This is a genomic window from Mesorhizobium sp. WSM3859 (assembly GCF_002295065.1).
In the GTDB taxonomy this organism is placed as follows: domain Bacteria; phylum Pseudomonadota; class Alphaproteobacteria; order Rhizobiales; family Rhizobiaceae; genus Mesorhizobium.
In genome coordinates this window covers 465274-490893 of sequence record NZ_NSGG01000003.1, presented here as the reverse complement: position 1 = coordinate 490893, position 25620 = coordinate 465274, and the positions used below count along the sequence as shown (strand labels likewise).

The 25620-nt window shown below is 63.7% G+C and carries 25 protein-coding genes; 12 read left to right on the top strand and 13 right to left on the bottom strand.

The window, feature by feature from the left end:
- Positions 1-74: 74 nt before the first annotated feature.
- Positions 75-851 (bottom strand): methyltransferase domain-containing protein, encoded by a 777-nt coding sequence (locus CK230_RS09325; protein WP_095816863.1) that lies wholly within the window; start codon positions 849-851, stop codon positions 75-77.
- A 154-nt stretch (positions 852-1005) separates the two neighbouring features.
- Here CK230_RS09325 and gloB point away from each other — a divergent pair, with 154 nt between their 5' ends.
- Entirely contained in the window at positions 1006-1773 is a 768-nt protein-coding gene (gene gloB / locus CK230_RS09320; RefSeq protein WP_095817003.1) for a hydroxyacylglutathione hydrolase, read from the top strand.
- Between the two features lie 65 nt (positions 1774-1838).
- Positions 1839-2273, top strand: a complete 435-nt coding sequence (locus CK230_RS09315) for a cupin domain-containing protein (RefSeq protein ID WP_095816862.1) — start codon at positions 1839-1841, stop codon at positions 2271-2273.
- On the opposite strand, the gene CK230_RS09310 is transcribed toward CK230_RS09315, so the two are convergent.
- The 3 genes from CK230_RS09310 to CK230_RS09300 are packed head-to-tail and all read right to left on the bottom strand — an operon-like array spanning position 2270 to position 4649.
- Positions 2270-2941 (bottom strand): lysoplasmalogenase family protein, encoded by a 672-nt coding sequence (locus CK230_RS09310; RefSeq protein ID WP_095816861.1) that lies wholly within the window; start codon positions 2939-2941, stop codon positions 2270-2272. The two genes, CK230_RS09315 and CK230_RS09310, sit on opposite strands and share 4 nt — an antisense overlap.
- The gene (locus tag CK230_RS09305; protein WP_095816860.1) at positions 2938-3825 is read right to left on the bottom strand and encodes an EamA family transporter; all 888 of its coding nucleotides are present in this window, start codon (positions 3823-3825) and stop codon (positions 2938-2940) included. Before CK230_RS09305 ends, CK230_RS09310 begins: the two co-directional genes overlap by 4 nt.
- Positions 3826-3857: 32 nt before the next feature.
- A complete protein-coding gene (locus tag CK230_RS09300; protein ID WP_095816859.1) occupies positions 3858-4649 on the bottom strand; it encodes a DUF3108 domain-containing protein in 792 nt (263 codons plus the stop codon).
- Positions 4650-4907: 258 nt separating this feature from the next.
- On the opposite strand from CK230_RS09300, the gene rpmB reads away from it, so the two are divergent.
- The 3 genes from rpmB (at position 4908) to CK230_RS09285 (ending at position 6804) form a co-directional block, all read left to right on the top strand.
- Complete coding sequence (rpmB, locus tag CK230_RS09295) at positions 4908-5204, top strand: 50S ribosomal protein L28 (protein WP_040989302.1); 297 nt, start codon at positions 4908-4910, stop codon at positions 5202-5204.
- A gap of 111 nt (positions 5205-5315) precedes the next feature.
- Positions 5316-6002, top strand: a complete 687-nt coding sequence (locus CK230_RS09290; RefSeq protein ID WP_095816858.1) for a queuosine precursor transporter — start codon at positions 5316-5318, stop codon at positions 6000-6002.
- 121 nt (positions 6003-6123) lie between these two features.
- A complete protein-coding gene (locus tag CK230_RS09285) occupies positions 6124-6804 on the top strand; it encodes a hypothetical protein (RefSeq protein WP_095816857.1) in 681 nt (226 codons plus the stop codon).
- Here CK230_RS09285 and CK230_RS09280 read toward each other — a convergent pair.
- Complete coding sequence (locus CK230_RS09280) at positions 6801-7556, bottom strand: dienelactone hydrolase family protein (protein ID WP_176480055.1); 756 nt, start codon at positions 7554-7556, stop codon at positions 6801-6803. The genes CK230_RS09285 and CK230_RS09280 overlap by 4 nt on opposite strands.
- Positions 7557-7688: 132 nt before the next feature.
- On the opposite strand from CK230_RS09280, the gene CK230_RS09275 reads away from it, so the two are divergent.
- The 3 genes from CK230_RS09275 to CK230_RS09265 all read left to right on the top strand — a co-directional run bounded on the left by CK230_RS09275 (position 7689) and on the right by CK230_RS09265 (position 11665).
- On the top strand, positions 7689-8636 hold the full coding sequence (locus tag CK230_RS09275) for a LysR family transcriptional regulator (protein ID WP_095816855.1): 948 nt from the start codon (positions 7689-7691) through the stop codon (positions 8634-8636).
- A 220-nt stretch (positions 8637-8856) separates the two neighbouring features.
- A complete protein-coding gene (locus CK230_RS09270) occupies positions 8857-10632 on the top strand; it encodes a polysaccharide biosynthesis protein GtrA (protein WP_095816854.1) in 1776 nt (591 codons plus the stop codon).
- A 220-nt stretch (positions 10633-10852) separates the two neighbouring features.
- Positions 10853-11665, top strand: a complete 813-nt coding sequence (locus tag CK230_RS09265) for a hypothetical protein (RefSeq protein ID WP_095816853.1) — start codon at positions 10853-10855, stop codon at positions 11663-11665.
- Positions 11666-11694: 29 nt separating this feature from the next.
- Here the strand turns inward: CK230_RS09265 and CK230_RS09260 are convergent, their stop codons facing one another.
- The 4 genes from CK230_RS09260 to CK230_RS09245 form a co-directional block, all read right to left on the bottom strand.
- Positions 11695-12711, bottom strand: a complete 1017-nt coding sequence (locus tag CK230_RS09260; protein ID WP_095816852.1) for an esterase-like activity of phytase family protein — start codon at positions 12709-12711, stop codon at positions 11695-11697.
- Positions 12708-14606, bottom strand: coding sequence for a cobaltochelatase subunit CobT (gene cobT, locus CK230_RS09255; protein ID WP_095816851.1), 1899 nt, complete (start codon positions 14604-14606; stop codon positions 12708-12710). The genes CK230_RS09260 and cobT overlap by 4 nt, the downstream gene beginning before the upstream one ends.
- 56 nt (positions 14607-14662) lie before the next feature.
- On the bottom strand, positions 14663-15649 hold the full coding sequence (cobS, locus tag CK230_RS09250) for a cobaltochelatase subunit CobS (RefSeq protein ID WP_095816850.1): 987 nt from the start codon (positions 15647-15649) through the stop codon (positions 14663-14665).
- Between the two features lie 124 nt (positions 15650-15773).
- Entirely contained in the window at positions 15774-16397 is a 624-nt protein-coding gene (locus tag CK230_RS09245) for a J domain-containing protein (RefSeq protein ID WP_042643766.1), read from the bottom strand.
- A gap of 136 nt (positions 16398-16533) precedes the next feature.
- Between CK230_RS09245 and CK230_RS09240 the strand changes: the two genes are divergently transcribed.
- Positions 16534-16836, top strand: coding sequence for a BolA family protein (locus CK230_RS09240; RefSeq protein ID WP_095816849.1), 303 nt, complete (start codon positions 16534-16536; stop codon positions 16834-16836).
- Here CK230_RS09240 and CK230_RS09235 read toward each other — a convergent pair whose 3' ends face one another.
- The gene (locus tag CK230_RS09235; protein WP_095817002.1) at positions 16837-17643 is read right to left on the bottom strand and encodes an alpha/beta hydrolase; all 807 of its coding nucleotides are present in this window, start codon (positions 17641-17643) and stop codon (positions 16837-16839) included. It lies immediately after the preceding gene.
- A 293-nt stretch (positions 17644-17936) separates the two neighbouring features.
- Between CK230_RS09235 and CK230_RS09230 the strand changes: the two genes are divergently transcribed.
- Genes CK230_RS09230 through CK230_RS09220 form a run of 3 tightly spaced genes read left to right on the top strand, consistent with a single transcriptional unit; the run spans position 17937 to position 22770 of the window.
- Complete coding sequence (locus tag CK230_RS09230) at positions 17937-19886, top strand: PrkA family serine protein kinase (protein WP_095816848.1); 1950 nt, start codon at positions 17937-17939, stop codon at positions 19884-19886.
- A 16-nt stretch (positions 19887-19902) separates the two neighbouring features.
- Positions 19903-21213 (top strand): YeaH/YhbH family protein, encoded by a 1311-nt coding sequence (locus tag CK230_RS09225; protein WP_095816847.1) that lies wholly within the window; start codon positions 19903-19905, stop codon positions 21211-21213.
- Between the two features lie 12 nt (positions 21214-21225).
- Complete coding sequence (locus tag CK230_RS09220) at positions 21226-22770, top strand: SpoVR family protein (RefSeq protein ID WP_095816846.1); 1545 nt, start codon at positions 21226-21228, stop codon at positions 22768-22770.
- A 27-nt stretch (positions 22771-22797) separates the two neighbouring features.
- Here the strand turns inward: CK230_RS09220 and CK230_RS09215 are convergent, their stop codons facing one another.
- Genes CK230_RS09215 through CK230_RS09205 form a run of 3 tightly spaced genes read right to left on the bottom strand, consistent with a single transcriptional unit; the run spans position 22798 to position 25486 of the window.
- Complete coding sequence (locus CK230_RS09215) at positions 22798-23694, bottom strand: transporter associated domain-containing protein (protein ID WP_095816845.1); 897 nt, start codon at positions 23692-23694, stop codon at positions 22798-22800.
- Positions 23691-24860, bottom strand: a complete 1170-nt coding sequence (aroB, locus tag CK230_RS09210) for a 3-dehydroquinate synthase (protein ID WP_095816844.1) — start codon at positions 24858-24860, stop codon at positions 23691-23693. Before aroB ends, CK230_RS09215 begins: the two co-directional genes overlap by 4 nt.
- A complete protein-coding gene (locus CK230_RS09205) occupies positions 24857-25486 on the bottom strand; it encodes a shikimate kinase (RefSeq protein WP_095817001.1) in 630 nt (209 codons plus the stop codon). Before CK230_RS09205 ends, aroB begins: the two co-directional genes overlap by 4 nt.
- Positions 25487-25620: the final 134 nt, after the last annotated feature.

The window sequence follows — 25620 nt, the reverse complement described above, 5'->3', positions numbered from 1 at the left end:
AAACGAGCATGGCTCAGATCGAGCATGCCTCAGATAGGGTGACGATCGCCGCGCGATGCAAGGCGCTGCCGCGATCACGAACTCGTCACTTGGCCGGGCGCGGCGTCGGCCGCCCGCCGGCCAAGCCGCGTCGCGCCCTGTGGCGAGAAGACCGGCACGAAGACGCGGCGCGAGGCGCGCTGCGCGACCGGCACGCCCTGGTAGAGCCGCTTTTGCGCCTCGACGACGATGACGCCGGAAAAGATCGGCCAGAACCGCCGGCCGGCCCGCTCCAGCACGTTGTGGAACCGCATCATGAACCGCCGCGGCGACGGCGGGAAGAACAGCGCATCGCTCCACGTCGCCGGGGTGAAGTTCGCCTCGCGCAGCAACTCGGTCAGCTGGCCGCGCGAGAACGGACGGCCGTTGCCGAAGGGCGTGTGCTCGAAGCGCGCCCACACACCACGCCGGTTGGGCACGACGATGACGACTCTGCCCGCCGGCGACAGCACGCGCCAGATCTCGTTCAGCGTCTCGCGCGGGTTTTCGGCGTGTTCGAGCGAATGCGCCAGGAGCACGCGATCGATGCAGGAATCGACCAGCGGCAATTCCTCGTCGAAGACCAGCGCCGTCGCCGCCGGCCCGATCGCCGGCCACACCACGGCGCCCTGCGTCGCCGGCATGAAAGCGAAGACGCGCTCGGCATCGGTGCCAAAGCGTTCCAGCCACGGCAGCGTATAGCCGAGGCCGACCAGCCGCTCGTTGGGCACGTTCGTCCAAATGGACGACAGCGCCGTGGTGATCGAATGCTCGGCCAGGCGGCCGAGCGTGGACGAGTAGAAGGAACGCAGGTCGACGATGTCCGAATGCATGCGCGGGACGGTAGCCGCGATACATGCCAAGTTCAACAAAAGCGCCAAGTTCGATAAACGCGCCAAGTTCGATAAACGCGCCAAGTTCGATAAACGCGGATGACATCGGCGGCCGGTCGCCCTATGTCTGCGGCAATAACGGAGAAAGATGCCGATGGCCGTCGAGATCGAGCAGTTCATGTGCCGCACCGACAATTTCGGCGTGCTGGTTCACGATCCGAAAAGCGGGGAGACGGCGATCATCGACGCGCCGGAAGAAGCGCCGATCCTGGCGGCGATCAAGCGCACCGGCTGGACGCCGACATTGATCCTCACCACACACCATCATGCCGACCATGTCGAAGCCAATCTGGCGCTGAAGGAGCGCTTCAAATTGCGCGTCGTCGGCCCGGAAGCCGAGAAGGCAAAGATTCCGGGCATCGATGAGACAGTCAGCCAAGGCTCGGTCGTGCGCCTTGGCGATGAACGGATCGAGGTCATCGAGACACCCGGCCATACTGCCGGCCATGTCTCCTACCATCTTCCGGCCTCGAAGGTGGCGTTCACCGCCGACACTTTGTTCGCGCTGGGTTGCGGCCGCCTGTTCGAGTGCAAGCCGCCGGTGATGTATGAATCGCTGAAGAAGCTGGCGGCGCTGCCGGCGGAAACCGCCATCTATTGCGGCCACGAATACACTCTCGCCAACGCCCGCTTCGCGGTGACGGTCGATCCGGGCAACCCGCTGCTGAGGCAGCGCGCGGCCAGGGTCGAGGCATTGCGCGCCGACAACAAGCCGACGCTGCCGACGACCATTGGCGAGGAACTGTCGACCAATCCGTTCCTGCGCTGGCACGACCCGGCGATCCGCAAGCATCTCGGTATGGAGAAAGCTTCGGACGTCGAGGTGTTTGCCGAGATCCGCAAGCGCAAGGATAATTTCTGATCCATGTCGCCCGAAAGTGTGCAGCGGTTCTGGGATAACGACATGCATCAAGGCAAAGAATGCGGATGACCACCAGCGCCGCCGAGATCATCGCAACGCTTGGCCTCGAGCCGCACCCCGAGGGCGGCTGGTATGCCGAGACGTTTCGCGACGCCGCTGGCGGCCCGCGCGGTCATTCGACCGCGATCTACTTCCTGCTCGAGCAAGGCCAGCTTTCGGCATGGCACCGGGTGAAGGACGCAGCCGAGGTCTGGCACTTTTATGCCGGCGCGCCGCTGGCGCTGTCGATGCATGAGGAGGGCGCAGGCGTGGTCATCGAGCAGGTGCTGGGCACAGTCCTTGCCGCCGGCGAGCGGCCGCAGCTCATCGTGCCGGCCGGCTGGTGGCAGTCGGCGCGCAGCCTTGGCGAATGGACGCTGGTCGGCTGCACGGTGGCGCCGGGCTTCGACTTTGCCGCTTTCGAGCTGGCCGAGCCGGGCTGGCAGCCGAGGATCGGCTAACTGATTAGAAATCCCAGCGTGACGGTCAGTTGGGCCGCATAATACAGCACCCAGACCGTGTAGCGCATCCACACGCGATGCGGCGAGATCGCCGCGAGCAGGAACCGCTCGGACGCCAGCAACCCGTCCGAGGCGATGAACAGCACCGCGCCGGCGATGACCCATGCGCTGCCGGTGGTGAGCGCCGAAATGCCCATGGCGAGGATCGCCGCGACATAGACGGCGATCGGGATGCGCAGTTGCGGACCGACGCGGCGCCAGAGCGCGGCAAGCATGACGACGCTGAACGCGGCCATGGCGAGCGCGATCGCGGCCCGCCAGGATTCGGCGCTCAAAAGGCCGAGCCCGCCGCCTGACTGCGCGAACAGCGCGACATAGGCGACGTGGCCGGCGAGGAAGCTCGCCAGCCCGCCGAGAAAGGGCTTTTCGCCGTCGCGCGACAGGAAGGCGTCGCCGGCCGCGCTGAGTGCCAGCGCCGCGACGAGCAGCGGCGGACCGCCCTGCATGGCGGCAAGCACGGCCAGCAAGGCGACGGCAAGCGTCTTTGCCGCCGTGCGCGTCCATTTCGGCGGCATGTCGAGCGCAAAGGCATAGATCACCGCCGCGACAAACGAGAACAGAAGCGCCGCGTTGGCATTGGCCTCGATGCCGCCGGGAAACGGCATCATGCGTTCACCTCTTTGGCCGCCGGCTTGCGCATCAGCAGCGACTTCGCGGCCAGCGCAGCACCCCCGGTGATGAGCACGCAGGCCGCGAGGATGCGCAGCGACGGCTCGGCGACGCCGGCGGCGATCAGCACCAGGGTCGACAACAGCGGCGCGGCATAGCTCGCGGCGCCAAGCACCTGGATGTTGCCGCGCTTGACGCCGATATCCCAGGCGTAGAAGGCCGCGCCAACCGGCATCAGGCCGAGCCCGATGACGGCCAGCCACTGTCCGAGACCCTCCGGCAGCACCGTTTTCTCAAGCAGAAGATGACAGGCCAGCGAAAGGACCGACGTCGCTGCGCAGAACCAGGTGACGATGGAGGTCGGCACCGAGGGGAAGCGCCGCGACAGAAGCGAATAGGACGACCACAAAAGCGCGCAGACGGCGGCCATCGCGTAGCCGAAGGCATAGCGCGCGTCGAAGGCCAGCCCGCCGCCCTTGGTGACGATCAGGACCGTGCCGGCAAGGCCGAGCAGAGCGCCGACGACATGGTTCCAGGCCAGCCGCTCGCCCGGCATCAGCGCGGAACCCAGCACGATCAGCAACGGCCACAGATAGGCGATGAGGCTCGCCTCGACAGCCGGCGCGTTGCGCAGCGCCGTGAAGTAGAAGAAATGGTAGCCGAACAGCCCGGCTATGCCGATCACCCAGACCTGTGGCGGGATCTTCTCACTGCGATCGGGCGCCGGCATCACCAGCCGCGCCGCCAGCCCGACGCATGTGCCGATGGCGAAGGTGATGGCCGACAGCAGGAACGGCGGCACTTGGCCCGAGGCGTCGGTGAGCAGCGCCAGCAGCGCCCACATGGCGACCGCCGAAAAACCGATCAGTGTTGCGCGCCCCATGCGTTTCCCCGGCGGCGCGCCAGGCGCCTGACTTAATTAACTGCCTCGAACCGTCCGGCGCTGATGGTCAGCGGACCGATCTGGGTCCCGACCGTGGCGCGGATCGGCGCATATACGCCGGATTGACCGACCGGTGCAAACGTCACCAGCATGCGGCTCCTGTTCTTGAGGTAATTCAGCGCCTTGCGGCCCTTGCGGTAGCCCGCCACCGGCTCGAAACCCATCCTGCAGGTCACCGTGTCGCCCTTGTAGCCCGGCACCGAGATCGAGCCCTTGGAGGCATAGGTCAGTGTCAGGTCGGCGCGCATCTCGCCATCATAGAACTTGACCGTGCGTCCGCAGACCTTGTCCAGGCTGTCGGCGTGGATGACGGTCGCGGCCATCGGGTCGAGCACCGATTTCAGGTCTCCGTCGCCGATCGGCACCCAGCTCTTCGGATCGCGCTTCTTCGGAGCGGGAACAACTTGCGTGGAGGTGACCGACCCGTTGCTGAAGCGGATGTCGACCATCGAGGCCTTCTTGCCGGACGTGTAATCGGCCCTGAACACCTGCGGCGTCATCCGCTTGTCCGAAATGATGCCTTTCGACGAAATCGTGCCTTTGGTGTCGTCAAACAGCCGGCCGAGCCCCGCAGCCGAGACGGTGCCGTCGATGGCATAGCTGTCGCCTTCGTAGTGGCTGGAAAAAGTCGCCCTGGCGATCGAAAGCCCAAGAAAGGAGACCGTATATTCGCCCTTGAAGGACCGTGGCGAGGTGGCGGCGGAGCTTGTTGCCGGCACGGCAAGGGCAAGCAGGCTGGCAAGTGCACGAGAAGGACGGAGCATGGCGGCTGGCGAATCCCTGGCAGTTCGGCCGAAACGCGAAGGTTCCAGCCTGGCATATCCCTTCGCGAAGGGCTTATAATGTGAAATCCGGCCTTTATATGGAGCGCGCCGCACGGCAGGCTACGTGCCGGAGCTTGACGCAGTGGTGAAATGCCACTATGGAACGCCAACTTTTCCAAAGGCCGCCTGACCGAGACCGCGCGCCGCCTGGCGCGGGCAGAATGGTTTGGCAGGTTTAGAAACTGAAGGTTAGTCAAGATGTCCCGCACCTGCGAACTCACTGCCAAGGCAGTCCAGACCGGCAACAATGTGAGCCACGCCAACAACAAGACCAAGCGTCGCTTCCTGCCGAACCTGGTCAATGTGACGCTGATTTCCGAAGCGCTGAACCAGAACGTTCGCCTGCGCATTTCGGCCAACGCGCTGCGTTCGGTCGAGCATCGCGGCGGCCTCGACGCCTTCCTGGTCAAGGCCGACGTCAAGGAATTGTCGCAGCGCGCTCGTCTGCTGAAGAAGCAGATCGCCAAGAAGCTTGCCGAGCAGTCGGCCGCTTAAACAGCTGTCAGGCGGGGGACGACCGCCTCGAGCATCGGCCAAAACCGTTACTCGCAACAAGAGCGAGCGTCGGCACGACGCTCGGCTGGTTCCATTACCCAGGATAAAAAAATGAATTTCCTGACGCGATACCTGCCCTTCGTGGCCGCCATGGCGCTTGTCGTCGTGGCGTCGAACATCCTTGTGCAGTTCCCGATGCAAGGCCAGGTCGGCGGCCTGTCGCTCGCCGACCTGCTGACCTGGGGCGCCTTCACCTATCCTTTTTCCTTCCTGGTCACCGACCTAGCCAACCGCCGCTACGGCCCGGCCGTGGCGCGCAAGGTGGTGTTCGTCGGCTTCATGACGGCGGTGACCTGCTCGATCCTGGTCCCGCCCTTCCTGTTCCGTCATGGCCTGATTGAGTTCGAGACCGCCGCCGACCGGCTGGTGCGCATCGCGGCCGCCTCCGGCGCCGCCTTCCTCGCCGCGCAATTGCTCGACGTCACCGTCTTCAACCGGCTGCGCCGGCAGAGCTGGTGGCGGGCGCCGATCGTCGGCACGCTGGTCGGCTCGGTGTTCGATACGATCGTCTTCTTCGGCGTCGCCTTTTCCGCCGCCTTCGCCTTTGCCGGCCCCAACGACAGCTTCGCGCTGGAATCCGCGCCGCTGATGGGCGTGCTGCCGGTCGAGACGATGCGCTGGGTCTCCTGGGCGCTTGGCGACCTTTCGGTCAAGCTGATCATCGCTGTCGTGGCGCTGATCCCCTACCGGCTGCTCGCCGCCCGCTGGAGCCAGCCGGCGGTCGCGGCCGGAGCGTGATCCCAAAAAGTGGGACTCGGTTTTTGGAAAAGATCATGCTCCAAACAAAAAGAGAGAGCATGATCCCAAAAACGGGGCCCCGGTTTTTGGAAAAGATCATGCTCAAACCAAAAGAGAGACCGTGATCCCCTGGGTCCAGCTTGATTCCGCCCGCACGCCCGATGGCGGCCAGGAACTGCGCCTGAAGCAGCGCGGCACTGAATTTTCGATCATGCTCGGCACCAACGAGCTGATGAACAGCCGCCTCAGCGGCTCGGAGGAGGCGCTTGCCAGGCTTTCCTGCGAGCGGATCGCCGGCCGCAACCAGCCAGGCATCCTCATCGGCGGGCTGGGCATGGGCTTCACCTTGCGCGCCTCCCTCGCCGCACTAGAGAAGGACGCCACCGTCACAGTCGCGGAGCTTGTCCCAGCGGTCGTCGGCTGGGCGCGCGGCCCGATGTCGACGATCTTCGGCGGCTGCCTCGACGATCCTCGCGTCAGCATTCGCGAGGCTGATGTCGGTCAGCTGATAAGGGCGCAGAAAGCCGCTTGGGACGCCATCCTGCTCGACGTCGACAATGGTCCCGAGGGCATCGTCTACAAGGGCAATGACTCACTCTATGACCTGGCCGGGCTGGCCGCCGCGCGCGCCGCATTGAAGCCAGGCGGCGTGCTGGCGGTCTGGTCGCAGGGACCGGACAGCGGCTTCACCCGGCGGCTGAAGCAGGCAGGCTTCGCCGTCGAGGAAGTCAACACGCGCGCCCACGGCAAGCGCGGCGCCCGCCACGTCATCTGGATCGCCACTGTCGCGGATAGATTTTAGGCCGCCAAGGCCCCAGTATTACCCTTCAACGACAGTAGAAACGACTCTGTCGCTGCGTTGGCCTCCCCAGCATAGCGGGCGTCATAGCCAAGCCAGCCGTCGCCGCCGGATGGAAGGTTGGGATTGGTGAAGGCATGCTTGGCGCCGGCATAGAGGGTCAAGGCGCAGTCGCAACCCTTGGCGTCGAGCCAGGCCATGACCTTCGTGACCCGCGCCACATCGGCCACCGCGTCACGCGTTCCATGATGAAACCTGATAGGCGTCTCGATGGCGGCATAGTCGCCGTCCGGCTGACCGAGCGCCCCGGATAGGATGACGGCTCCATGAACCAGCGGTGCGTCCGTAAGCATTTCCAGGACGCAGAAACCACCGAGCGAGAAGCCGACGGCGGCAAGGAAAGGTGCCTCTGGCACGATGTCACGAAATGCCCGGACCCCGGCTTGCACGCGGCGCGACGCGGTGCGTGGATTGTCCCGTAGGAATTGGCTGGCTTGCGTCGCCTCGGCGTCGGAAGTGATGCGCACGCCAGCACCATAGATATCTACTACCATCACAGCGAAGCCCAGGCTTGCGAACCGTCGCGCCTCGGCGAGCGGATAGTCATAGATGCCATACCAGTCGGGAACATAGATAAGGCCTCCGCTTACCGTGCCGTTGGGCATGACTATTTGGCCGGAAAAATCGATTCCACCCTCGTGATAGACCAGGGACTGACCGGAGGCTGCCAACTGACCGGTCGCGGTCTCGGACATCAGGATGCCTCCAGAGGCCGGCAGCGCGGTCGTGGGCCGCCCGGTAGGGTGATTCAGCATGGTGACTACACTCCGATTGACAGGTTGGCCCGCAACATATTTTGTTTCCAAGAAACGAAAAAGATAAGCTCAATGAATAAAACTGTTGCCAAAAAGGAAACGATATCGCTAGCCGACCTGGCCCTGTTCCTTGAGGTCGCGCGCGAGCGCTCGCTGACCAGAGCTGCCTTGCAGGCGGGTACGACAAAGAGTGCCGTGTCGAAGGCTATCCGGCGGCTCGAACTGCAGCTGGGATGCGTCTTGCTTGAGCGCACCACTCGCCGTCTTATCATCACACCGGCCGGTGAACTGCTACGCCAGCGCGGGCAGGCCCTGCTGGGCGACGTTGATGACTTGGCGCGAGCCCTGGAGGCGCAGGCCGATGGTCTCGCAGGCCCCTTGTGTGTCTGCGCGCCGCCCGAACTCGGCACTTGGCTTTTGCAGACGTGTCTTGCACCGTTCCTGGAGTTGCATCCCCGTATTCGCCTGATTCTCCGTCTCGACTATGCCTATCAGGATCTGTTCGATCCCCACCTCGATCTTGCGTTCCGAGTCGGGGCAGTCGTCGACGATGCCATGATTGCGCGCCGCATCGGCCAATTCCGGCGGGTACTCGTCGCGAACCGGGCCATCGCCGATAGCCTGGCCGGCAAGGACCTGACAGCCGTGGCCAGTACTTTGCCCATGCTGGCCTTCGGCGATGGCGAAAGCGAACTTGCCTTGTCGCGCGAGGACGAAACCGCCACAGTGACGGTTCGCTCGGACCGCTTCAGCGCCAACACCTATCCAGCCTTGCTCGAAGGAGCCGCGCAGGGCTTGGGTATCGCCGTCCTGCCCGATTTCTTCGTGCGCCGGCATGTCCAATCCGGCTACGTTGTCAGGCTTTTTGCCGATTGGCAGTCCACAGACATACCAATCTATGTCATCCATCGCCGCGCCAGCCGTCGATCGCGGCGAGCCGAAGCTCTGCTGTCCTTCATTGGACCGGAACTGGTGGGTCTATCGGAATTGGCCCGCTCTACTGAAGTGACTCCGAGTTGACTAAGTGAGTCCTGCCATTCTCCACCGGTTTGCGGGGGATGAGGAACAGCATGGAAAGACGTTCACGACGAAGCAGGACATCGGCATCCTGCGCGAGACCGAAACGCGGGTGCCCCGCTGCCAACGGCCAAGCTGTAATCCGGATTGCCACGGCGGCTTTACGCTTTGTTACGGCTGATGGTGGAGGATCGCGAAAACTCTCCAGGGCATTGCAACCAGCATGACCGTGCAAGGCACCGGTTGGAAAAACGATCTCCTGCTTGCTGCATGCGCCACCCTGGTGGTGCTGACGATCAACGCCGTCTCCGGTTTTCCGTCGCTTCGCGATTACGGCGCCGACAATGACAGCATGCTGCGGTTGGTCGAGGTCCGCGACCTGCTCGGCGGCCAAAGCTGGTTTGATCTCCATCAGTACAGGATGGGCACGGCGGGCGGCTTCGTCATGCACTGGTCGCGGCTGGTGGATGCGCCGCTCGCATTGCTTGTCATGGCCTTCGATGCGCTCGGCGCCAGCACCGCCACCGCCGAACGCGCCGCGCAGATCATCTGGCCGACCGCGCTCTATGGACTGACCATACTCGTGCTCATGCGCGCCTCGCGGCGCTTCGCCGGCGCCAACGTCGCGATGCCCTCGCTCATTCTGTCGACGGCGGCGCTGTTCTATCTGGTGATCTACAGCCCGGGCGTGATCGATCACCACAATGTCCAGCTGCTGCTGACGGCGGCCGGCCTCTGGCTTCTGATGGAAGCGCCCTCCTGGCGCCCTGCTGGCCTTCTTTCGGGCATTTGCGCCGGCCTGACGCTGGCTGTCGGCATGGAGACCGCTCCCTATGTGGCGACGCTCGGTGTCTGCGCCGCGGTCCTGTTTATCCTTAACGATAAGGACCGCCTCCCGGCGCGCGGCTTCGGCCTTGGATTTGCCGGCGTCGCCTTCCTGGTGTTCGTGGCGACCATCCGGCCGGCCGACTGGGGCGTCGCCCAATGCGACGCCTTCTCGTCCTTCCAGTTCGCGGTTGCGGCACTTTCCGGTTTCGGCCTCGCGATCGCCAGCGCGTTGACCCCGTCGACGACGCGGGCCAGGCTTGTCTCGATGCTGGCGCTCGCGGCGGTGGTCGCGGCCGTGGCGATCGTGTTCTTCCCGCAATGCCTGGCATCGCCCTATGCGGGCATGGACGAACGCATTCGCACCTATTGGCTGGCCGACGTGGTCGAAGCGCAGCCCTTCTGGAGCGTCGCCATCCACCAGCCGAAGCTGATGGCGGCGCGCTATGTGACGCCCTTCATCGCCATGCTGCTGATCGGCTTTCAGTTGCGAAGCCGTCGCCTGCGCCGCGAGGAGATGCTTGCCGCCATCCTGCTGGTCGTCGCCTTCGTCGTCAGCCTCTGGCAGGTGCGCGGCTCAACCTTCTCCGTCGCCTTCGCCGTGCTACCGCTCTCGGCCTGGATCGCGAAAATCCGCCTGCGGGCGGACACCGCGCCCTCGTGGCGCCTTTCCACCGGTATTGTCATGGCGTGGCTGGTCTCGCTCAATGCGACCTGGGCCGGGGTCGCGGTGGCGGCGCAATCCGTGGTCCAGAAGGCGCCGCAGCGCATCAATTCCGATCCCGATCATGCGGTGAGCTGCGGCAAGCCGGGCGACTTCCAATATCTTGCCGCCATGCCGGCGACGACGGTGCTTGCCTCGTCCAATCTCGGCTCGGGGATATTGATGTTCACCGGACACCGGGCGCTGGCTGGCCCTTACCACCGCAATGTCGGCGGCAACCTCGCCATGCTCGACGCTTTTATGGGAACGCCGGAGATAGCCCGCGCCGTCATCCGGCGCGAGCAAGTGGGACTGATCGCGATCTGTCGCGGCAACACGGAAGAGATATCGCTGGGCTTGGACGCGCCCAAGGGCCTTGCCGCGGCACTGCTGCGGGGCGACCTGCCGGATTGGCTCGAACTGACCCCCTCGACCGTGGGAAAGCCGATCGAGATCTATAAGGTTCGTTGAATATCGGCCTGGAGCCAGATCAGCATCGTCGGCATCACGCTTTGCACCGCACTACTCTTGCGCTGAACCATCTTCACTTTGTGAGGCGGCAAACCGCGATTAAGATCAGTCCTGTGGATCATTGCAATCCAGCCTGTGCTTTGGTTAGCATTTCGCCCGAGCAGCGATATATCCGAGCAGGAAATTTGGATTCGGGGTTTCAGTTGGGGAGAGAATATCCATGTTGGTCATAGACGGCGCGGCGGCGCCAGCATCAGCCACACAAACGCTGCAGCATGTTGTCTCCCACATGGTGGAGGCGGTGAACCGCGCCGCCTTCGTGGAAAAGCCCTTCTGGCATCTTGAGATGACGGAAGTCTTTCCGGCGGACCTCTATCAGCGCATGCGCGCGGCCATGCCCGAAGCGCGCGAATATCGCGCGCTCAAGGGCCGCAACAATGTGAACATCAAGGCCGACGGCAGCGCGACACGGGTCAAGATCGATCTCTACCCCGAATATATCCGCCATCTGCCCAACGAGAAACGGGCCGTCTGGGCCCTGGTCGGCAAGGCATTGCATGCGCCGGAGCTGAAGGACGCCTTCATGCGCCGCCTTGCCCCCGGCCTGGAGCGCCGGTTCGGGTCGGACTTCATGAAGGTCGGTATGTATCCGGTGCCGATGCTGACGCGCGACGTGCCGGGCTACAAGATCAATTTCCACACCGACACGAAATGGAAGGGCATCACGGTACAGTTCTACCTGCCGGAGGACGAAAGCATCAACCACATCGGCACGCGCTTCGCCCAGCGCAAGCCGGGCGGAGGCGGTTTCGAGAATTCACACCGGATGTCGTTTTCGCCGAACACGGGCTACGCCTTTGCGGTCGGCACCGACACCTGGCACGCGGTCGACACCGTCGGACCGGAGGTCCGCACCCGCGACAGCATCCTTCACACCTATTTCGTCGACAACACCGCGACGCTCAAGATCCGCAACCGGAGCAAGCGCGCCGCCAATTTCCTGATGAACGAAGTCCGCCACGTCGGCCGGTAATCTCTCGGCGCTTCGCCGGCCGGTCTTGCTCAGTCCTGGTGCAGGATGAATTCCAGGTAGAGGCTGCGCTGCAGGATCGATTGGTTGTCGTCGGATATCAGCGACACCATCAGCGCGCCGTCGTCCCGGGTCCAGACGTCGAGGCCTTCCATATTGTCGATCTGGTAGCCCATGTCGGCTTCCATCAGCACCGGCCCGTCGGCGACCGCGCCCTTCTCGACGCTCTCGCCATAGATGCGCCGCAGCCGCATCTTCACCCCGCGCGCGATCGAGAAGCTGCGCTCCAGGAGCAGCAGGTCGCCGTCCGGCAGGAAGGCACCGTCGGTGATGTCGAAATCGCGGTTGCGCTTGATGGTGAAGACGCCTTTGTGCGGCCCTTCGATAATGGCGGCGTAGACGTTGCCCGCCTTGTCGAGGCTCCTTTCCGAGACCACGACTAGGCCGCCCGCGTGCTGCCCGTAAGGGTTGGCGTGGGTGACGGTCTCGAAGCCGCGGTTCTGGCGCAGTTCCCTGGCGGGAACCAGATAGTCGAGCTGCCGGACCGGCGCTTTCATATTGTCGGGATCGATCTTGAACTGGGCGACGCGCTGGTCGCGTTCGAAACCGACGGTGGCGATGCCGTCCTTGACCGCGAGCCCTTCCGCGTCGACCTCCCATTTCCGGTCGATCGGCCGGCCCGAGGCGTCGACCATCTGCTGCATGCGGAAATTCTTAACACCCGAGGGGCGCTTGCCGGCGTCATGCGCGATCGTGCCGAAGAACCAGAAGCCGGTGTCGGCGACTCCGATGAAGTCGCTGCCCTGCTTCAAGAAACGAAGCGCCGACAGCGCGCCGAAATCGCGTGTCGGCGAGGTCATCTCCAACCCGCCGACGAATTCGAACGGCCCAAACCGCGTCTCGTCATGGCCGACATGGAACTGGGTGATCGGCCGTGACGAAATCTCGACGGTCTCGACGGAAGCTCTTTGGGCGGCAATGGCCGGCGAGGAGCAGATCAGCACGCAGGCGAAGAGCGTACGCCGCGTACGCCGCCCCAAAAAGATCATCCGACGCGCCGCAGCCCGCCGCGCCGGGTATCGCGCGCGCTTTCCTCGCCAAACAGTGAGGCGAGCTGCTCGGTCATGGCGCCGGCCAGTTCTTCGGCGTCGACAATGGTGACGGCGCGGCGGTAGTAGCGCGTGACGTCGTGGCCGATGCCGATGGCCAAAAGCTCGACCGGCGAGCGCGTCTCGATCAGCTCGATGACCGCCCGCAGGTGCCGCTCCAGATAGTTGCCCGGATTGACCGAGAGCGTCGAATCGTCGACCGGCGCGCCGTCAGAGATCATCATCAGGATCTTGCGCTGCTCGGGCCGGCCGATCAGCCGGTTATGCGCCCAAAGCAGTGCCTCGCCGTCGATGTTCTCCTTGAGCAGGCCCTCGCGCATCATCAGCCCGAGATTGCGCCGCGCGCGCCGCCATGGATGGTCGGCGGACTTGTAGATGATATGGCGCAGGTCGTTGAGCCGGCCGGGATTCGGCGGCTTGCCGTCCTTCAACCATTTCTCGCGCGCCTGCCCGCCTTTCCAGGCGCGAGTGGTGAAGCCGAGGATCTCGACCGATACGCCGCAGCGCTCCAGCGTGCGCGCCAGGATGTCGGCGCAGGTCGCGGCGACCGTGATCGGCCGGCCGCGCATGGAGCCCGAATTGTCGAGCACCAGCGACACCACCGTGTCGCGGAACTTGGTGTCGCGCTCCTGCTTGAAGGACAGCGGTTGCATCGGATCGATGACGACGCGCACCAGGCGCGCCGGATCGAGATAGCCTTCCTCTAGGTCGAAATCCCAGGAGCGGTTCTGCTGCGCCATCAGCCGGCGCTGCAGCCGGTTGGCCAGCCGTCCGACGACGCCGGACAGGTTGGCGAGCTGCTTGTCGAGGAAGGCGCGCAGCCGGTCGAGTTCCTCTTCCTCGCAAAGGTCCTCGGCCCCCACCGTCTCGTCGAAGGCGGTGGTGAAGACCTTATAGTCGATTTCCTTCGGCAGGTTGAGGAACGGGTTGTCGTTGCGCTTGGCCTCGCCCGGCGTCTCGGCGTCGGAATCGTCTTCATCGGAGAGGTCGTCCGAGGTGGCGTCCGTCGCTTCGGTCTCGGCCGACTCTTCCTCGTCGGCGGAGGCTTCGGCATCCTCCGACTGAGACTGCTCGGAGCCCGAATCCTCCTCGCCGCCTTCCTCGCTCTGTTCCTCGCCCTGCTGCTCGTTCTCTTCGTTTTCCTCGGAGTCGTCGGTTTCCTGGTCGTCGCCGAGTTCCTCGGCCATCTCCATGGACACCAGCATGTCGCGCACGACGCGGGCAAAGGCCTGCTGGTCCTCCAGCTTGGCCGACAGGCCGTCGAGGTCGCCGCGGGCCTTTTCCTCGACCCAGGGCCGCCAGAGATCGACCAGCCGCTCGCCGCTCTTCGGCACCGCGCGTCCGGTGAGTTTTTCGCGCACAATCAGCGCGATCGCTTCCTCGAGCGGCGCGTCGGCCTTATCCCTGACGTCGACGAGATTCGCCTTGGCGTATTTGTCCTCGAGCATCGAACCGATATTGTCGGCCACACCCTGCATGGCGCGGCTGCCGATCGCCTCGACGCGCGCCTGCTCGACGGCATCGAAGATGGACCGCGCCAGCTTGCCTTCCGGCGCCAGCTTGTTGTGGATGCGCTGATCGTGGCAGGCGCGCTTCAGCGCCATGGAGTCGCCTAGGCCGCGGGTGATCGCGATGTCGTTGCGGGAAGCCTTCTTCGGCAGCTCGGGCAGCCGGGCGCGGTTGCCGGCCAGCGCCGGCCGGTCCTTGGCGAAGCCGACCTCGAGGTCCTTGTCGCCGGCGACGGCGCGCATGCAGACGGTCACGGCGCGCTTGAAGCTGTCCGCTTCAGACCCGTTCTTCGGCTTGTTGCGCGTGTTGTCGCCCGGACCCGCCATTGATCATTCCCTGCGCGTTTTCATGCTGAAAAGCCGGAGGCCTTTCAGCTGCGCGCCTAGCCCAGCACCACGTTGGCGGCGCTCTCCGGCAGATCCTCGCCGAAGGCGCGCTGGTAGAACTCGGCTACCACCGAACGCTCCAGCTCGTCGCATTTGTTGAGGAAGGTCAGCCGGAACGCCATGCCGATATCGCCGAAGATCTCGGCGTTTTCGGCCCAGGTGATGACGGTACGCGGGCTCATCACGGTCGACAGGTCGCCATTGATGAAGGCCGAGCGCGTCATGTCGGCGACGCGCACCATCTTGTTGACGATGTCCCTGCCCTTGTTGTCGCGATAGTGCTTGGCCTTGGCCAGCACGATGTTCACCTCATTGTCGTGCGGTAGGTAATTGAGCGTGGTGACGATCGACCAGCGGTCCATCTGCGCCTGATTGATCTGCTGCGTGCCGTGATAGAGGCCGGTGGTGTCGCCGAGGCCGACCGTGTTGGCGGTGGCGAACAGCCGGAAGGCCGGATGCGGGCGGATGACACGGCTCTGGTCGAGCAGCGTCAGCCGCCCCGACGATTCCAGCACGCGCTGGATGACGAACATCACGTCCGGCCGGCCGGCGTCATACTCGTCGAAGCAAAGCGCCACATTGTGCTGATAGGCCCAGGGCAGGATGCCGTCGCGGAACTCGGTGACCTGCAGGCCTTCCTTGACGACGATGGCGTCCTTGCCGACGAGGTCGATACGGCTGACATGGCTGTCGAGGTTGACGCGCACGCAAGGCCAGTTGAGCCGCGCCGCCACCTGCTCGATATGCGTCGACTTGCCGGTGCCGTGATAGCCCGACACCATCACGCGGCGGTTGTAGGCAAAGCCCGCGAGGATCGCCAATGTCGTCGCCTTGTCGAACAGATAATCCGGGTCGATGTCCGGGACATGCTCGGTCGCCGCCGAATAGGCGGGAACGATCATCTTGGAGTCGAAACCGAATTTCTCCTTCACCGACACCGTCGTATCGGGCAGGTTGGCGATGTCGCGATCGACCTTGTTCATCTCTATCAACGTCTCCACGGGCGAAACGCCGCGTTTCGCCGGCAACCGATTTTGTCCGGGGGCGGTCTTAGAGCCTTTTCCAACCTTATGAAAGTTGGAAAACGACTTGGGACCATAAGGCCGCTCAGCACAATCCTGCTTGCTTGAGCACGCGATAGGCCTGCAGCACATCGCGGAACCGGTCTTCCGAACCTCTGTCGCCGCCATTCGCATCCGGATGGTGACGCTTAACCAGTTCCTTATAACGCGCCTTGATGTCCTGACCAGTCGCCTTTGTATCAAGGCCAAGCGTTTCCAGCGCCTTGGCCTCAAGCGGCTTTGCCTTGCGTTCGCGCGGTTCGCGCGCGCCCGAGCCGAACAGGTTGAACGGGTCGCGCATGCGGTTGTAGTAGCCGGCGCGCCCCGAGCGCTGCTGCGCGAAATCCGGCGCCGAGCGCGTCCCGCCGCCATTGGCGCCCATGCGCCAAGTCGGCCTGTGGCCGGTCAGCGCCTCTTTCTGGAAGCGTGCGATCTCGCTGTCCGACACGCCGGAGAAATAGTTGAAGCCCTTGTTGTATTCGCGCACGTGGTCGAAGCAGAAGCGGAAATACTCGCCTTCCTTGAGCCGCCCGACCGGCGCCCGATGCGTGCCGGCCTCGTTGCAGCCGTCCCACTGGCAGACCGGCGCGCGCGACTTCAGCTCGGCGTCCTTCTCCGGCCGGATCCGGATCTTTTCGAAATATTTGGGGTACGCTTTCATCTCACCCATTTATGGGCTGTTCGCATATGCGAAACAAGAATTGACATTTCGCCGATGATCGCCCTAACCGCTGAATCGCGGCTTAAAAGCGGTCGAAATTCAAGATTTTGCGGCTGTGCCGCATATGTGGTGAAGGGAAGCCCTGATGTCCATACAGGCCAAGATGGAAGACAAGCTGAAAGCGGCATTTTCGCCCGAACGGCTCGCCGTCATCAATGAAAGCCACCTTCACGCCGGCCATCACCATGTCGAGTCCGGCCATCACGCGACATTCGACGGCACAGGCGAGACGCATTTCCGCGTCCGCATTGTCTCGCCGAGTTTTGCCGGCATGAGCCGCATCGACCGCCACCGCGCCATCAACGAACTGCTTGCCGACGAACTGAAGGCAGGCGTGCACGCGCTGGCGATCGAGCCGGCGGCACCCGGTGAGAAGACGCGCTGGTAATCAGGCCACCGTCGCCTTCAGGAACGCCAGCGCCGCCGCGGTCAGGGCATCGCCCTCCTCGCCGAAATCGCCGTTGATCGACATATGCGTATAGGCGCTGCCGTCGAACAGCGTGACCTTGGTGCCGGTGGCGCGCATGCGCTCGGCGAAGGCTTTGGACTCCTCGCCTCGCCCGGGCGCGCGCGAATAGGCGATGAAGGTCGGCGGATGTTTTTTGCCGTCGACATAGCTCGACGGCGACAGCGCCGCCCATTGTTTCGGGTCGGAGAAGACACGCGCATAGGCGCGCACCATGCCGCCATTTCTCGAAAGCGCGGCGAGATCATAAGCCCTGGTGTCGTCCAGAATCAGCGCGGCGACGCCCGGCAACCCTCCGCGCATGCCGGTCAGCGCAACAAGATGGCAGCCGGCCGAATGGCCCATGCCGACGATGCGGTCCGGATCGCCGCCATGCCGGGCGATGTTGGCGCGCACATAGGCATAGGCCTTTTCGACATCGCCGGCCTGGGTGGCGACATCCGCTTCCGGCAGCATTCGATAGTCGATCGAGACGAACACGAAGCCATTGGCGAGCAGGAAGTCCGGCTTTGAGCCGACCTGGCTGCGCTTGCCGAACCGCCAGGCGCCGCCATGGACGAAGAAGACCACCGGCAGGTTCTTCGCGCCGGCCGGCGCGTAGACGTCGAGCTTGGCCGGGCCGTAATCGAGTGTTTGCGGTTCCGGCTGGCTCGAACGCTCGGCGGCTGACGCCCCCGCCGGCAACAGCGCCGCCAGGGTTGCCACGATGAAACTGCGTCGATCGATCATCGCCATCTCCGGCCAGGCTGTGTCCCGGCGGTCACGGGTGCTCGCCAAGCGTCTCCTTTAAGAAGCAAAAATGACAACTTTCGGTGCGAAACCAAATCCGCTCCTTGACCGTCCGCTGGCAATCACCACGTATGTTCATAGGCGAGCATTTACGGCCGAATCGGGGTGGCCCGAAGGCCAATACCGGAGTGTATTGTGCGCTCTTCCTTCACGTGAAGGGAACCACAATGCTTTCCGGCGGTTGATGAAGCGATGAGCCGATTGGCAGCCTATCGGCTCCGAGGCAAAGCATCATGCGCGAGAACCAATCCGACGTCTTCGATCTGTTTTCGGAGATCTATTCCAACGCGGCCCAGGAAGAGATCAGCCTCCAGCAATATCTGCTGGCATGCCGCGAGGACAAATCCATGTACGCCTCGGCGCCCGAACGCATGGTCGAGGCGATCGGCGAGCCGAACCTGGTCGATACCAGCAAGGACGAGCGGCTCGGCCGCATTTTCTCCAACCGCACCATCAAGATCTATCCTTCCTTTTCCGACTTCTACGGAATGGAGGATACGATCGAGCGCATCGCCGGATATTTCCGCTACGCCTCGCAAGGCCTCGAGGAGCGCAAGCAGATCCTCTATCTCTTAGGCCCGGTCGGCGGCGGCAAATCCTCGCTCGCCGAACGGCTGAAGAAGCTGATGGAGGAGCGGCCCATCTACACGCTCAAGGTCGGCAACCAGATCAGCCCGATCTTCGAATCGCCGCTCGGCCTTTTCCATCCCGACCGCATGGGCGACCTGCTGGAGGATAAATACGGCATCGCCCGCCGCCGCCTGAACGGACTGATCTCGCCCTGGGCGGCCAAGCGCCTGGATGAGCTGTCGGGCGACATCTCGAAATTCAGCGTCGTCAAGCTGATTCCGTCGCGGCTGCGCCAGATCGCCATCGCCAAGACCGAGCCCGGCGACGAGAACAATCAGGATGTCTCGGCCCTGGTCGGCAAGGTCGACATCAGGCAGTTGGAGCATTTCAGCCAGTCCGACCCGGACGCCTATTCCTACAGCGGCGGCCTGAACCGGACCACGCAAGGCCTGCTCGAATTCGTCGAGATGTTCAAGGCGCCGATCAAGGTCCTGCACCCATTGCTGACCGCGACCCAGGAAGGCAGCTACAACGGCACCGAGAATTTCGGCGCCTTCCCCTATCAGGGCATCGTCGTCGCCCATTCCAACGAATCGGAATGGCAGCAGTTCAAGAACAACAAGAACAATGAGGCCTTCCTCGACCGCATCCTCGTGGTCAAGGTTCCCTATTGCCTGCGCATCACCGAGGAGCGGCAAATCTACGAGAAGCTGTTGCGCGAAAGCGAGCTGGCAAAGAGCCCCTGCGCGCCCGAAGTGCTGGACATTCTCAGCCGCTTCACCGTGTCGACCCGCCTTGCCGAGCATGAGAACTCGCCGCTCTACACCAAGATGCGCGCCTATGACGGCGAGAACCTCAAGGAGATCGATCCGAAGGCGAAGTCCGTCCAGGAATATCGCGATGCCGCCGGCGTCGACGAGGGCATGACCGGGGTCAGCACACGTTTCGCCTTCAAGATCCTGTCGCAGACCTTCAATTACGACACCAAGGAGGTGGCCGCCGATCCCGTCCACCTGATGTACATCCTCGAAGAGGCGATCAAGCGCGAGCAATTCGCGAAGGAAACGGAGGCCGCCTATCTTGAGTTCATCAAGTCGGAACTCGCTAGCCGCTATGCCGAGTTCATCGGCCACGAGATCCAGAAGGCCTATCTGGAATCCTACAGCGAGTACGGCCAGAACCTCTTCGATCGCTACATCGCCTATGCCGACGCCTGGATCGAGGATCAGGACTACAAGGACCCTGACACCGGCCAGATCCTCAACCGCGAGGTTCTGGAGAAGGAGTTGTCGCAGGTCGAAAAGCCGGCCGGCATTGCCAACCCCAAGGACTTCCGCAACGAAGTGGTCAAATTCACCTTGCGCGCCCGTGCGCGCAACCATGGCCGCAATCCTTCCTGGACGAGTTATGAAAAGCTTCGCGAGGTTATCGAGAAGCGCATGTTCGGCCAGGTCGAGGACCTGTTGCCGGTGATCAGCTTCGGCTCCAAGCAGGACAGCGTCACGGAGAAGCGGCACAATGAATTCGTGCAGCGCATGGTGGAGCGCGGCTATACCCAGCGGCAGGTGCGCCGACTGGTCGACTGGTACATGCGCGTGAACAAGGCGGGTTGAACGCCCGAGCAGTGCCATGCCGATCTTCATCGACCGCCGTCTGAACCCGAAAGACAAGAGCCTTGGCAATCGCCAGCGCTTCCTTAGGCGTGCCCGCGAGGATCTCAAGCGCAGCATCCGCGACAAGGTCCGCACCGGCGGCATCGCCGAGCTCGACCGCGAACACGCCGTGCCGATGCCGCGCAAGGGCACCGACGAACCGACCTTCGGCGACGACAGGGAAAGCGGCCGGCGCCAGCACATCCTACCCGGCAACAGGACGTTCAGCCCTGGCGATCTCATCGACAAGCCTGCCGGCGGCGGAGGTTACGGATCGGCTCCGGGGACCACGGAATCCGAGGACGACTTCCGCTTCGTGCTGTCGCGCGAGGAAGTGCTCGACCTTTTCTTCGAGGACCTCGAACTGCCGGATCTGGTCAAGCTCAACCTCAAACAGATACTGAGCTTCAAGCCGAGACGGGCAGGTTTCGCGGCAAGCGGGGCGCCGACCAACATCAATGTCGGACGCACGATGCGCAACAGCCACGGGCGGCGCATCGCGCTGAGGCGCCCCAAGCAGGCGGAAGTGGACGAAATCGCCCGGCAGATCGCCGAGCTGGAAGCGAAGCCGGCAAGCGCCGCTGTGCGCGAACGCATCACGACGCTGCGCGAAGAGCTTGAGCGGCTTGAGCGCCGGCGCAGGCGGATTGCCTATGTCGATCCGGTCGACATCCGTTTCAACCGCTTCGATCCCCAGCCCGTGCCCAATGCGAACGCGGTCATGTTCTGCCTGATGGACGTCTCCGGCTCGATGGGAGAGCGCGAGAAGGATCTGGCCAAACGCTTCTTCGTGCTGCTGCATCTCTTCCTGACGCGCCGCTACGAACGCATCGAGGTCGTCTTCATCCGCCACACCCACCAAGCCAAGGAGGTGGACGAGCAGACATTCTTCTATCACACCGAAAGCGGTGGCACGGTCGTCTCCACCGCGCTCGAGGAAATGCATCGCATCATCAAAGAACGCTATCCGGTCGCCGAATGGAACATCTACGCCGCCCAGGCCTCCGACGGTGACAACTTCGCCACCGACTCCGAGCGCTGCATAGAACTGCTCGACCGCAAGCTCATGCGGCTTTGCCAGTATTTCGCCTATGTGGAGATCATCGACGAGCGGGAAAGCCACATCTTCGGCTCGACCGAGAACGGCACGTCGCTCTGGCGCGCCTACAACGCCGTCGACGGCAAATGGCCGAACTTCCAGATGAGGCGCATTGCCGCGCCGGCCGATATCTACCCGGTCTTCCGCGAGCTCTTCGCCAGGCAGCCCGCCCTGCGCAAGAGCGCTTGAGGGGCTTCGGCAATGGTCAGCCAAGCGCGCAAATCCGAACTGCTGTTTTCCGGCTCGGACTGGAATTTTGCAAAGCTGTCCCGCGTCTATGACGAGATCGAGGCGCTCGGGACCGAAGAGCTGGGCCTCGACATCTATCCTGTGCAGATGGAGGTGATCTCTTCCGAGCAGATGCTCGATGCCTATTCCTCGGTCGGCATGCCGCTGATGTACCGGCATTGGTCTTTCGGCAAGCGTTTCCTCTACGACGAGTTTCTCTACCGCAAGGGCGCGCGCGGCCTGGCCTATGAGTTGGTCATCAACTCCAACCCCTGCATCGTCTATCTGATGGAAGAGAACACCATGGCCCTGCAGGCCCTGGTGACCGCGCATGCCGCGCTCGGGCACAACCATTTCTTCAAGAACAATCATCTCTTCCGGCAATGGACCGATGCCGGCGGCATTTTGAGCTATCTTGATTTTGCCAAAGGCTACATCGCCCGATGCGAGGAACGGCATGGCCTGGCCGCTGTGGAGGCGATCCTGGACTCGGCCCACGCGCTTATGGAGCAGGGCGTGTTCCGCTATCATCGGCCGCCGAAACTGTCGTCCGAGCAGCAGCGCGAGGGGCTGCGTGAGCGCCTCGAATACGAGGAGCGCTCTTTCAACGATCTGTGGCGAACGCTGCCGCCTTCGCAGGGAAAGACCAAGCCGGAAGCGGGGGACGAAATCCTTGCCGAGCGGAAGAAATCGCTCAAGCTGCCGGAGGAGAACCTGCTCTATTTCCTCGAGAAGAACAGCCTCGTCCTTGAGCCCTGGCAGCGCGAGATCGTCAGGATCGTGCGCGTCATCGCGCAATATTTCTACCCGCAGCGGCAAACCCAGGTGATGAACGAAGGCTGCGCCACCTTCGTGCACTATACGATCATGAACACGCTTTTCGATCGCGGCCGCATCAGCGAAGGCGCCATGCTCGAGATCCTGCGCAACCACTCCAACGTGGTCTTCCAGCCGACCTATGACGACCCGCGCTATTCCGGCATCAATCCCTATGCGCTGGGCCTCGACATGATGCAGGATATCCAGCGCATCTCGACCGCGCCCACCGCCGAGGACCGCGACTGGTTCCCGGACATCGCTGGCCGCGGCGACTGGCGCGACACCCTGCTCGACGCCTGGGCCAACCACCGCGATGAATCCTTCATCCGCCAGTATCTGAGCCCGACGCTGATCCGCAAATGGCGGCTCTTCATGCTGGCCGACGGTGCCGACGAGCCGCATTACGAGGTGGCCTCGATCCACAATGAGCGCGGCTATGCCAGGATACGGTCGGCGCTGGCGCAAAGCTACGATATCGGCGCCAGCCGCCCCGACATCCAGGTGGTCGACGTTGACCTGCTGGGCGACCGGCATCTGCGGCTGCAGCACAAGGTCAAGGACGGCATCATGCTCGAGGGCCAGAGCCGCGATGCAACCCTGCGCCATATCCGCAACCTTTGGGGCTACGAGGTCAGCCTGGCGGCAATTGACGCCGGAACCGGCGCGACGCTCAGCGAGCGCTGGACGAAAGAACTCTGAGCGACACGGCTTGGATCTTGGGACGCGTCAGGTTTCGCCCGCGGGCCTGATCCTCAATCTCGCAATGCGGTTCTTGTCGCGCTTCATCACCACGAAACGCTTGCCGTGGAAGGTGAAAGCCTGCTTCTCTTCCGGGATCGACTGCGTCTCATGGATGACGAGGCCGGCGATCGTCGTGGCTTCCTCGTCGGGCAGGTCCCAGTCGAGCGCGCGGTTCAAGTCGCGGATCGGCACGGTGCCGTCGACGACGACCGAGCCGTCGGCTTCTTTCTTGACGCCCTGCATGTCGACATCGTGCTCGTCGGCGATCTCGCCGACGATCTCCTCGATGATGTCTTCCAGCGTCACCAGCCCTTCGACCTCGCCATACTCGTCGACGACGATGGCGAAATGCGTCTTGCGCCGCAGGAAGGCGTTGAGCTGTTCCTGCAAGGTGGTGGTGTCCGGCACAAACCAGGGCTTCGCCGCGATCTTCATGACGTCGATCTGCGAAAAGTCGTTGCCGACCTCATTGAGGGCCCTCAGCAGGTCTTTCGCGTGCAGGACGCCGACGATGTTGTCGAGCGAACCTTTCCACAGCGGCATGCGGGTGTGCGGACTCGTCAGGATCTCGCGCACCACCGCTTCGGGCGCATTGTCGGCATTGACGGAGCGCATATTGGTGCGATGGACCATGATATCCGACACCTCGAGCTCTTCGAGGTCGAAGAGGCCCTCAAGCCGGTTGCGCTCCTCGCGGCCGGCTTCGCCGTCGCGACGGGAATCGTCGCTGTCATGATCCTTGCCGTTGCGCTCGGATCGCTGCGGCGGCTCGATCGGCCGCAGCGCGTAGCCAAAAGCGGCAAGCAAGCGGGCGCGGAACAGAAGCGCCGAAAGCAGGATGACGGCGAGGACGGCGGCGACGATCCAGCCGGCGTCGGTCATCCGGAACGGCCCCTCTTGGACCGTTCGGGATGGCTCACCTTGAGCGCCGCGGGATGGCTTGTCTTGAGGAAGGAGAGCACTTCCGAGGGCGGCACGTCCTTGGCGATGAACGACTGGCCGATGCCGTGTGTGAGGATGAAGGTCAGCGCGCCGCGCGAGACCTTCTTGTCCTGGGTGATGAAGCCGAGCAGCGCCTCGGCGTCGGGCAGTTCGCCCGGAATATCCGCCATGCGCCAGGGCAGGCCGACGGCGCGCAGATGCGCTTCGACGCGCTCCGCGTCGTCCGGACTCGCCAGGTTGAGCCGCGCCGAAAAACGATGCGCCAGGGCCATGCCGATGGCGACGCCCTCGCCATGCACCAGGCGCGCGCCGTCATAGTGGGTGGCAGCCTCCAGTGCATGGCCGAACGTGTGGCCAAGATTGAGCAGCGCGCGGTCGCCGGTCTCGAACTCGTCGCGGGCGACGACGTCAGCCTTGGCGCGGCAGGCCTCGGCGATCGCCTCGACCCGCGCCGGGCCGCCGACAAAGACGTCACGCCAGTTCTGTTCCAGCCAGTCGAAGAAGGTCGGGCGATCGATGAGCCCGTATTTGGCAAGCTCAGCATAGCCGGCGCGGAACTCGCGGATCGGCAGCGTGTCGAGCACTTGAGTGTCGGCGAGCACCAGCCTGGGCTGGTGGAAGACGCCGACCAGGTTCTTGCCGCGCGGGCTGTTGATGCCGGTCTTGCCGCCGACGGAGGAATCGACCTGCGCCAGGAGCGAGGTCGGGATCTGCACGAAATTCATGCCGCGCCGCACGATGCCGGACGCAAAGCCGGCCAGGTCGCCGATGACGCCGCCGCCGAGCGCGATCACCACGTCGCGGCGTTCGAGCTTTGCGGCGAGTACGCCGTCGACCACCTCCTGGAGATGGGCGAAACTCTTGGTCTTCTCGCCGGCCGGCAGCGTGATGACGGCGGACTGGATGCCGCCTTTCTCCAACCCCGCCTTCAGCGTGTCGAGATGCGCGGCGGCGACGTTCTCGTCGGTTACGATGGCCGCGCGGGTGCCGGGAAGCCGGTGCGCGATCTCCTCGCCGGAGCGCGCAAGCAGCCCCGAGCCGATCAATATGTCATAGGCGCGGTCGCCCAGCCCGACCTCGACCTTCACCGGTTCGGCATGGCTCACGACTGCACCTCGTCCGTTGTGGCGCCTGTAGCGCCCGTCGCGATCGCCTCGACACCAAGATGGGCGCAGAGCGCCCCGACGACTTCGCCGGCAATGATCTCCTTGCGGTCATCGCGCGTCGGCACGGTCAGGTCGGCCATGGCGTAGACCGGATAACGCTCGCCCATCAGCTTTTCCAGCACGCCGCGCGGATCGGGGTTCTTCAACAGCGGCCGGTTCTGTTTCTTCGAAACCCGCTCCATCAAGAGGTCCAGATCGGCCTTCAGCCAGACCGATACGCCATGCGCCGAAATCGCCTCGCGCGTGTGCGCGTTCATGAAGGCGCCGCCGCCGGTCGACAGCACCTGCGGTCCGTTCTCCAGCAGGCGCAGGATCACGCGCTGCTCCAGCGCACGGAATTCCGGCTCGCCATAGCGCTCGAACAGTTCCGGCACCGTCATGCGCGAGACGCTCTCGATCTCCTGGTCGCTATCCATGAAGGGCAGCGACAGCATCGTCGCCACCTTGCGGCCGATCGCTGTCTTGCCGGCGCCCATCAGCCCGACGAAGACGATCGAGCGGCCGCCGAGCCGTTCGACCAGCGCGGCATGGCCTTCGTCCGTTGGATTTGCGGGCAGAGCGTTCATCAGGGCCTCTTTGCGCCGTATCGACATCAAAAGCCTGTTTGCGTCAAGCACGGCCGGACAAACGTCCTAAGCAGGTTCCGCAAAAGTGGCCCAAGGTTTTGCGAAGAGAACCTGCGAAAAACAAACAATCCCTA

Coding starts and splice junctions, on each gene's coding strand:
- CK230_RS09325 (WP_095816863.1), bottom strand. CDS start 851: ATGCATTCGGACATCGTCGACCTGCGTTCCTTCTACTCGTCCACGCTC.
- gloB (WP_095817003.1), top strand. CDS start 1,006: ATGGCCGTCGAGATCGAGCAGTTCATGTGCCGCACCGACAATTTCGGC.
- CK230_RS09315 (WP_095816862.1), top strand. CDS start 1,839: ATGACCACCAGCGCCGCCGAGATCATCGCAACGCTTGGCCTCGAGCCG.
- CK230_RS09310 (WP_095816861.1), bottom strand. CDS start 2,941: ATGATGCCGTTTCCCGGCGGCATCGAGGCCAATGCCAACGCGGCGCTT.
- CK230_RS09305 (WP_095816860.1), bottom strand. CDS start 3,825: ATGGGGCGCGCAACACTGATCGGTTTTTCGGCGGTCGCCATGTGGGCG.
- CK230_RS09300 (WP_095816859.1), bottom strand. CDS start 4,649: ATGCTCCGTCCTTCTCGTGCACTTGCCAGCCTGCTTGCCCTTGCCGTG.
- rpmB (WP_040989302.1), top strand. CDS start 4,908: ATGTCCCGCACCTGCGAACTCACTGCCAAGGCAGTCCAGACCGGCAAC.
- CK230_RS09290 (WP_095816858.1), top strand. CDS start 5,316: ATGAATTTCCTGACGCGATACCTGCCCTTCGTGGCCGCCATGGCGCTT.
- CK230_RS09280 (WP_176480055.1), bottom strand. CDS start 7,556: ATGTCCGAGACCGCGACCGGTCAGTTGGCAGCCTCCGGTCAGTCCCTG.
- CK230_RS09275 (WP_095816855.1), top strand. CDS start 7,689: ATGAATAAAACTGTTGCCAAAAAGGAAACGATATCGCTAGCCGACCTG.
- CK230_RS09270 (WP_095816854.1), top strand. CDS start 8,857: ATGACCGTGCAAGGCACCGGTTGGAAAAACGATCTCCTGCTTGCTGCA.
- CK230_RS09265 (WP_095816853.1), top strand. CDS start 10,853: ATGTTGGTCATAGACGGCGCGGCGGCGCCAGCATCAGCCACACAAACG.
- CK230_RS09260 (WP_095816852.1), bottom strand. CDS start 12,711: ATGATCTTTTTGGGGCGGCGTACGCGGCGTACGCTCTTCGCCTGCGTG.
- cobT (WP_095816851.1), bottom strand. CDS start 14,606: ATGGCGGGTCCGGGCGACAACACGCGCAACAAGCCGAAGAACGGGTCT.
- cobS (WP_095816850.1), bottom strand. CDS start 15,649: ATGAACAAGGTCGATCGCGACATCGCCAACCTGCCCGATACGACGGTG.
- CK230_RS09245 (WP_042643766.1), bottom strand. CDS start 16,397: ATGGGTGAGATGAAAGCGTACCCCAAATATTTCGAAAAGATCCGGATC.
- CK230_RS09240 (WP_095816849.1), top strand. CDS start 16,534: ATGTCCATACAGGCCAAGATGGAAGACAAGCTGAAAGCGGCATTTTCG.
- CK230_RS09235 (WP_095817002.1), bottom strand. CDS start 17,643: ATGATCGATCGACGCAGTTTCATCGTGGCAACCCTGGCGGCGCTGTTG.
- CK230_RS09230 (WP_095816848.1), top strand. CDS start 17,937: ATGCGCGAGAACCAATCCGACGTCTTCGATCTGTTTTCGGAGATCTAT.
- CK230_RS09225 (WP_095816847.1), top strand. CDS start 19,903: ATGCCGATCTTCATCGACCGCCGTCTGAACCCGAAAGACAAGAGCCTT.
- CK230_RS09220 (WP_095816846.1), top strand. CDS start 21,226: ATGGTCAGCCAAGCGCGCAAATCCGAACTGCTGTTTTCCGGCTCGGAC.
- CK230_RS09215 (WP_095816845.1), bottom strand. CDS start 23,694: ATGACCGACGCCGGCTGGATCGTCGCCGCCGTCCTCGCCGTCATCCTG.
- CK230_RS09205 (WP_095817001.1), bottom strand. CDS start 25,486: ATGAACGCTCTGCCCGCAAATCCAACGGACGAAGGCCATGCCGCGCTG.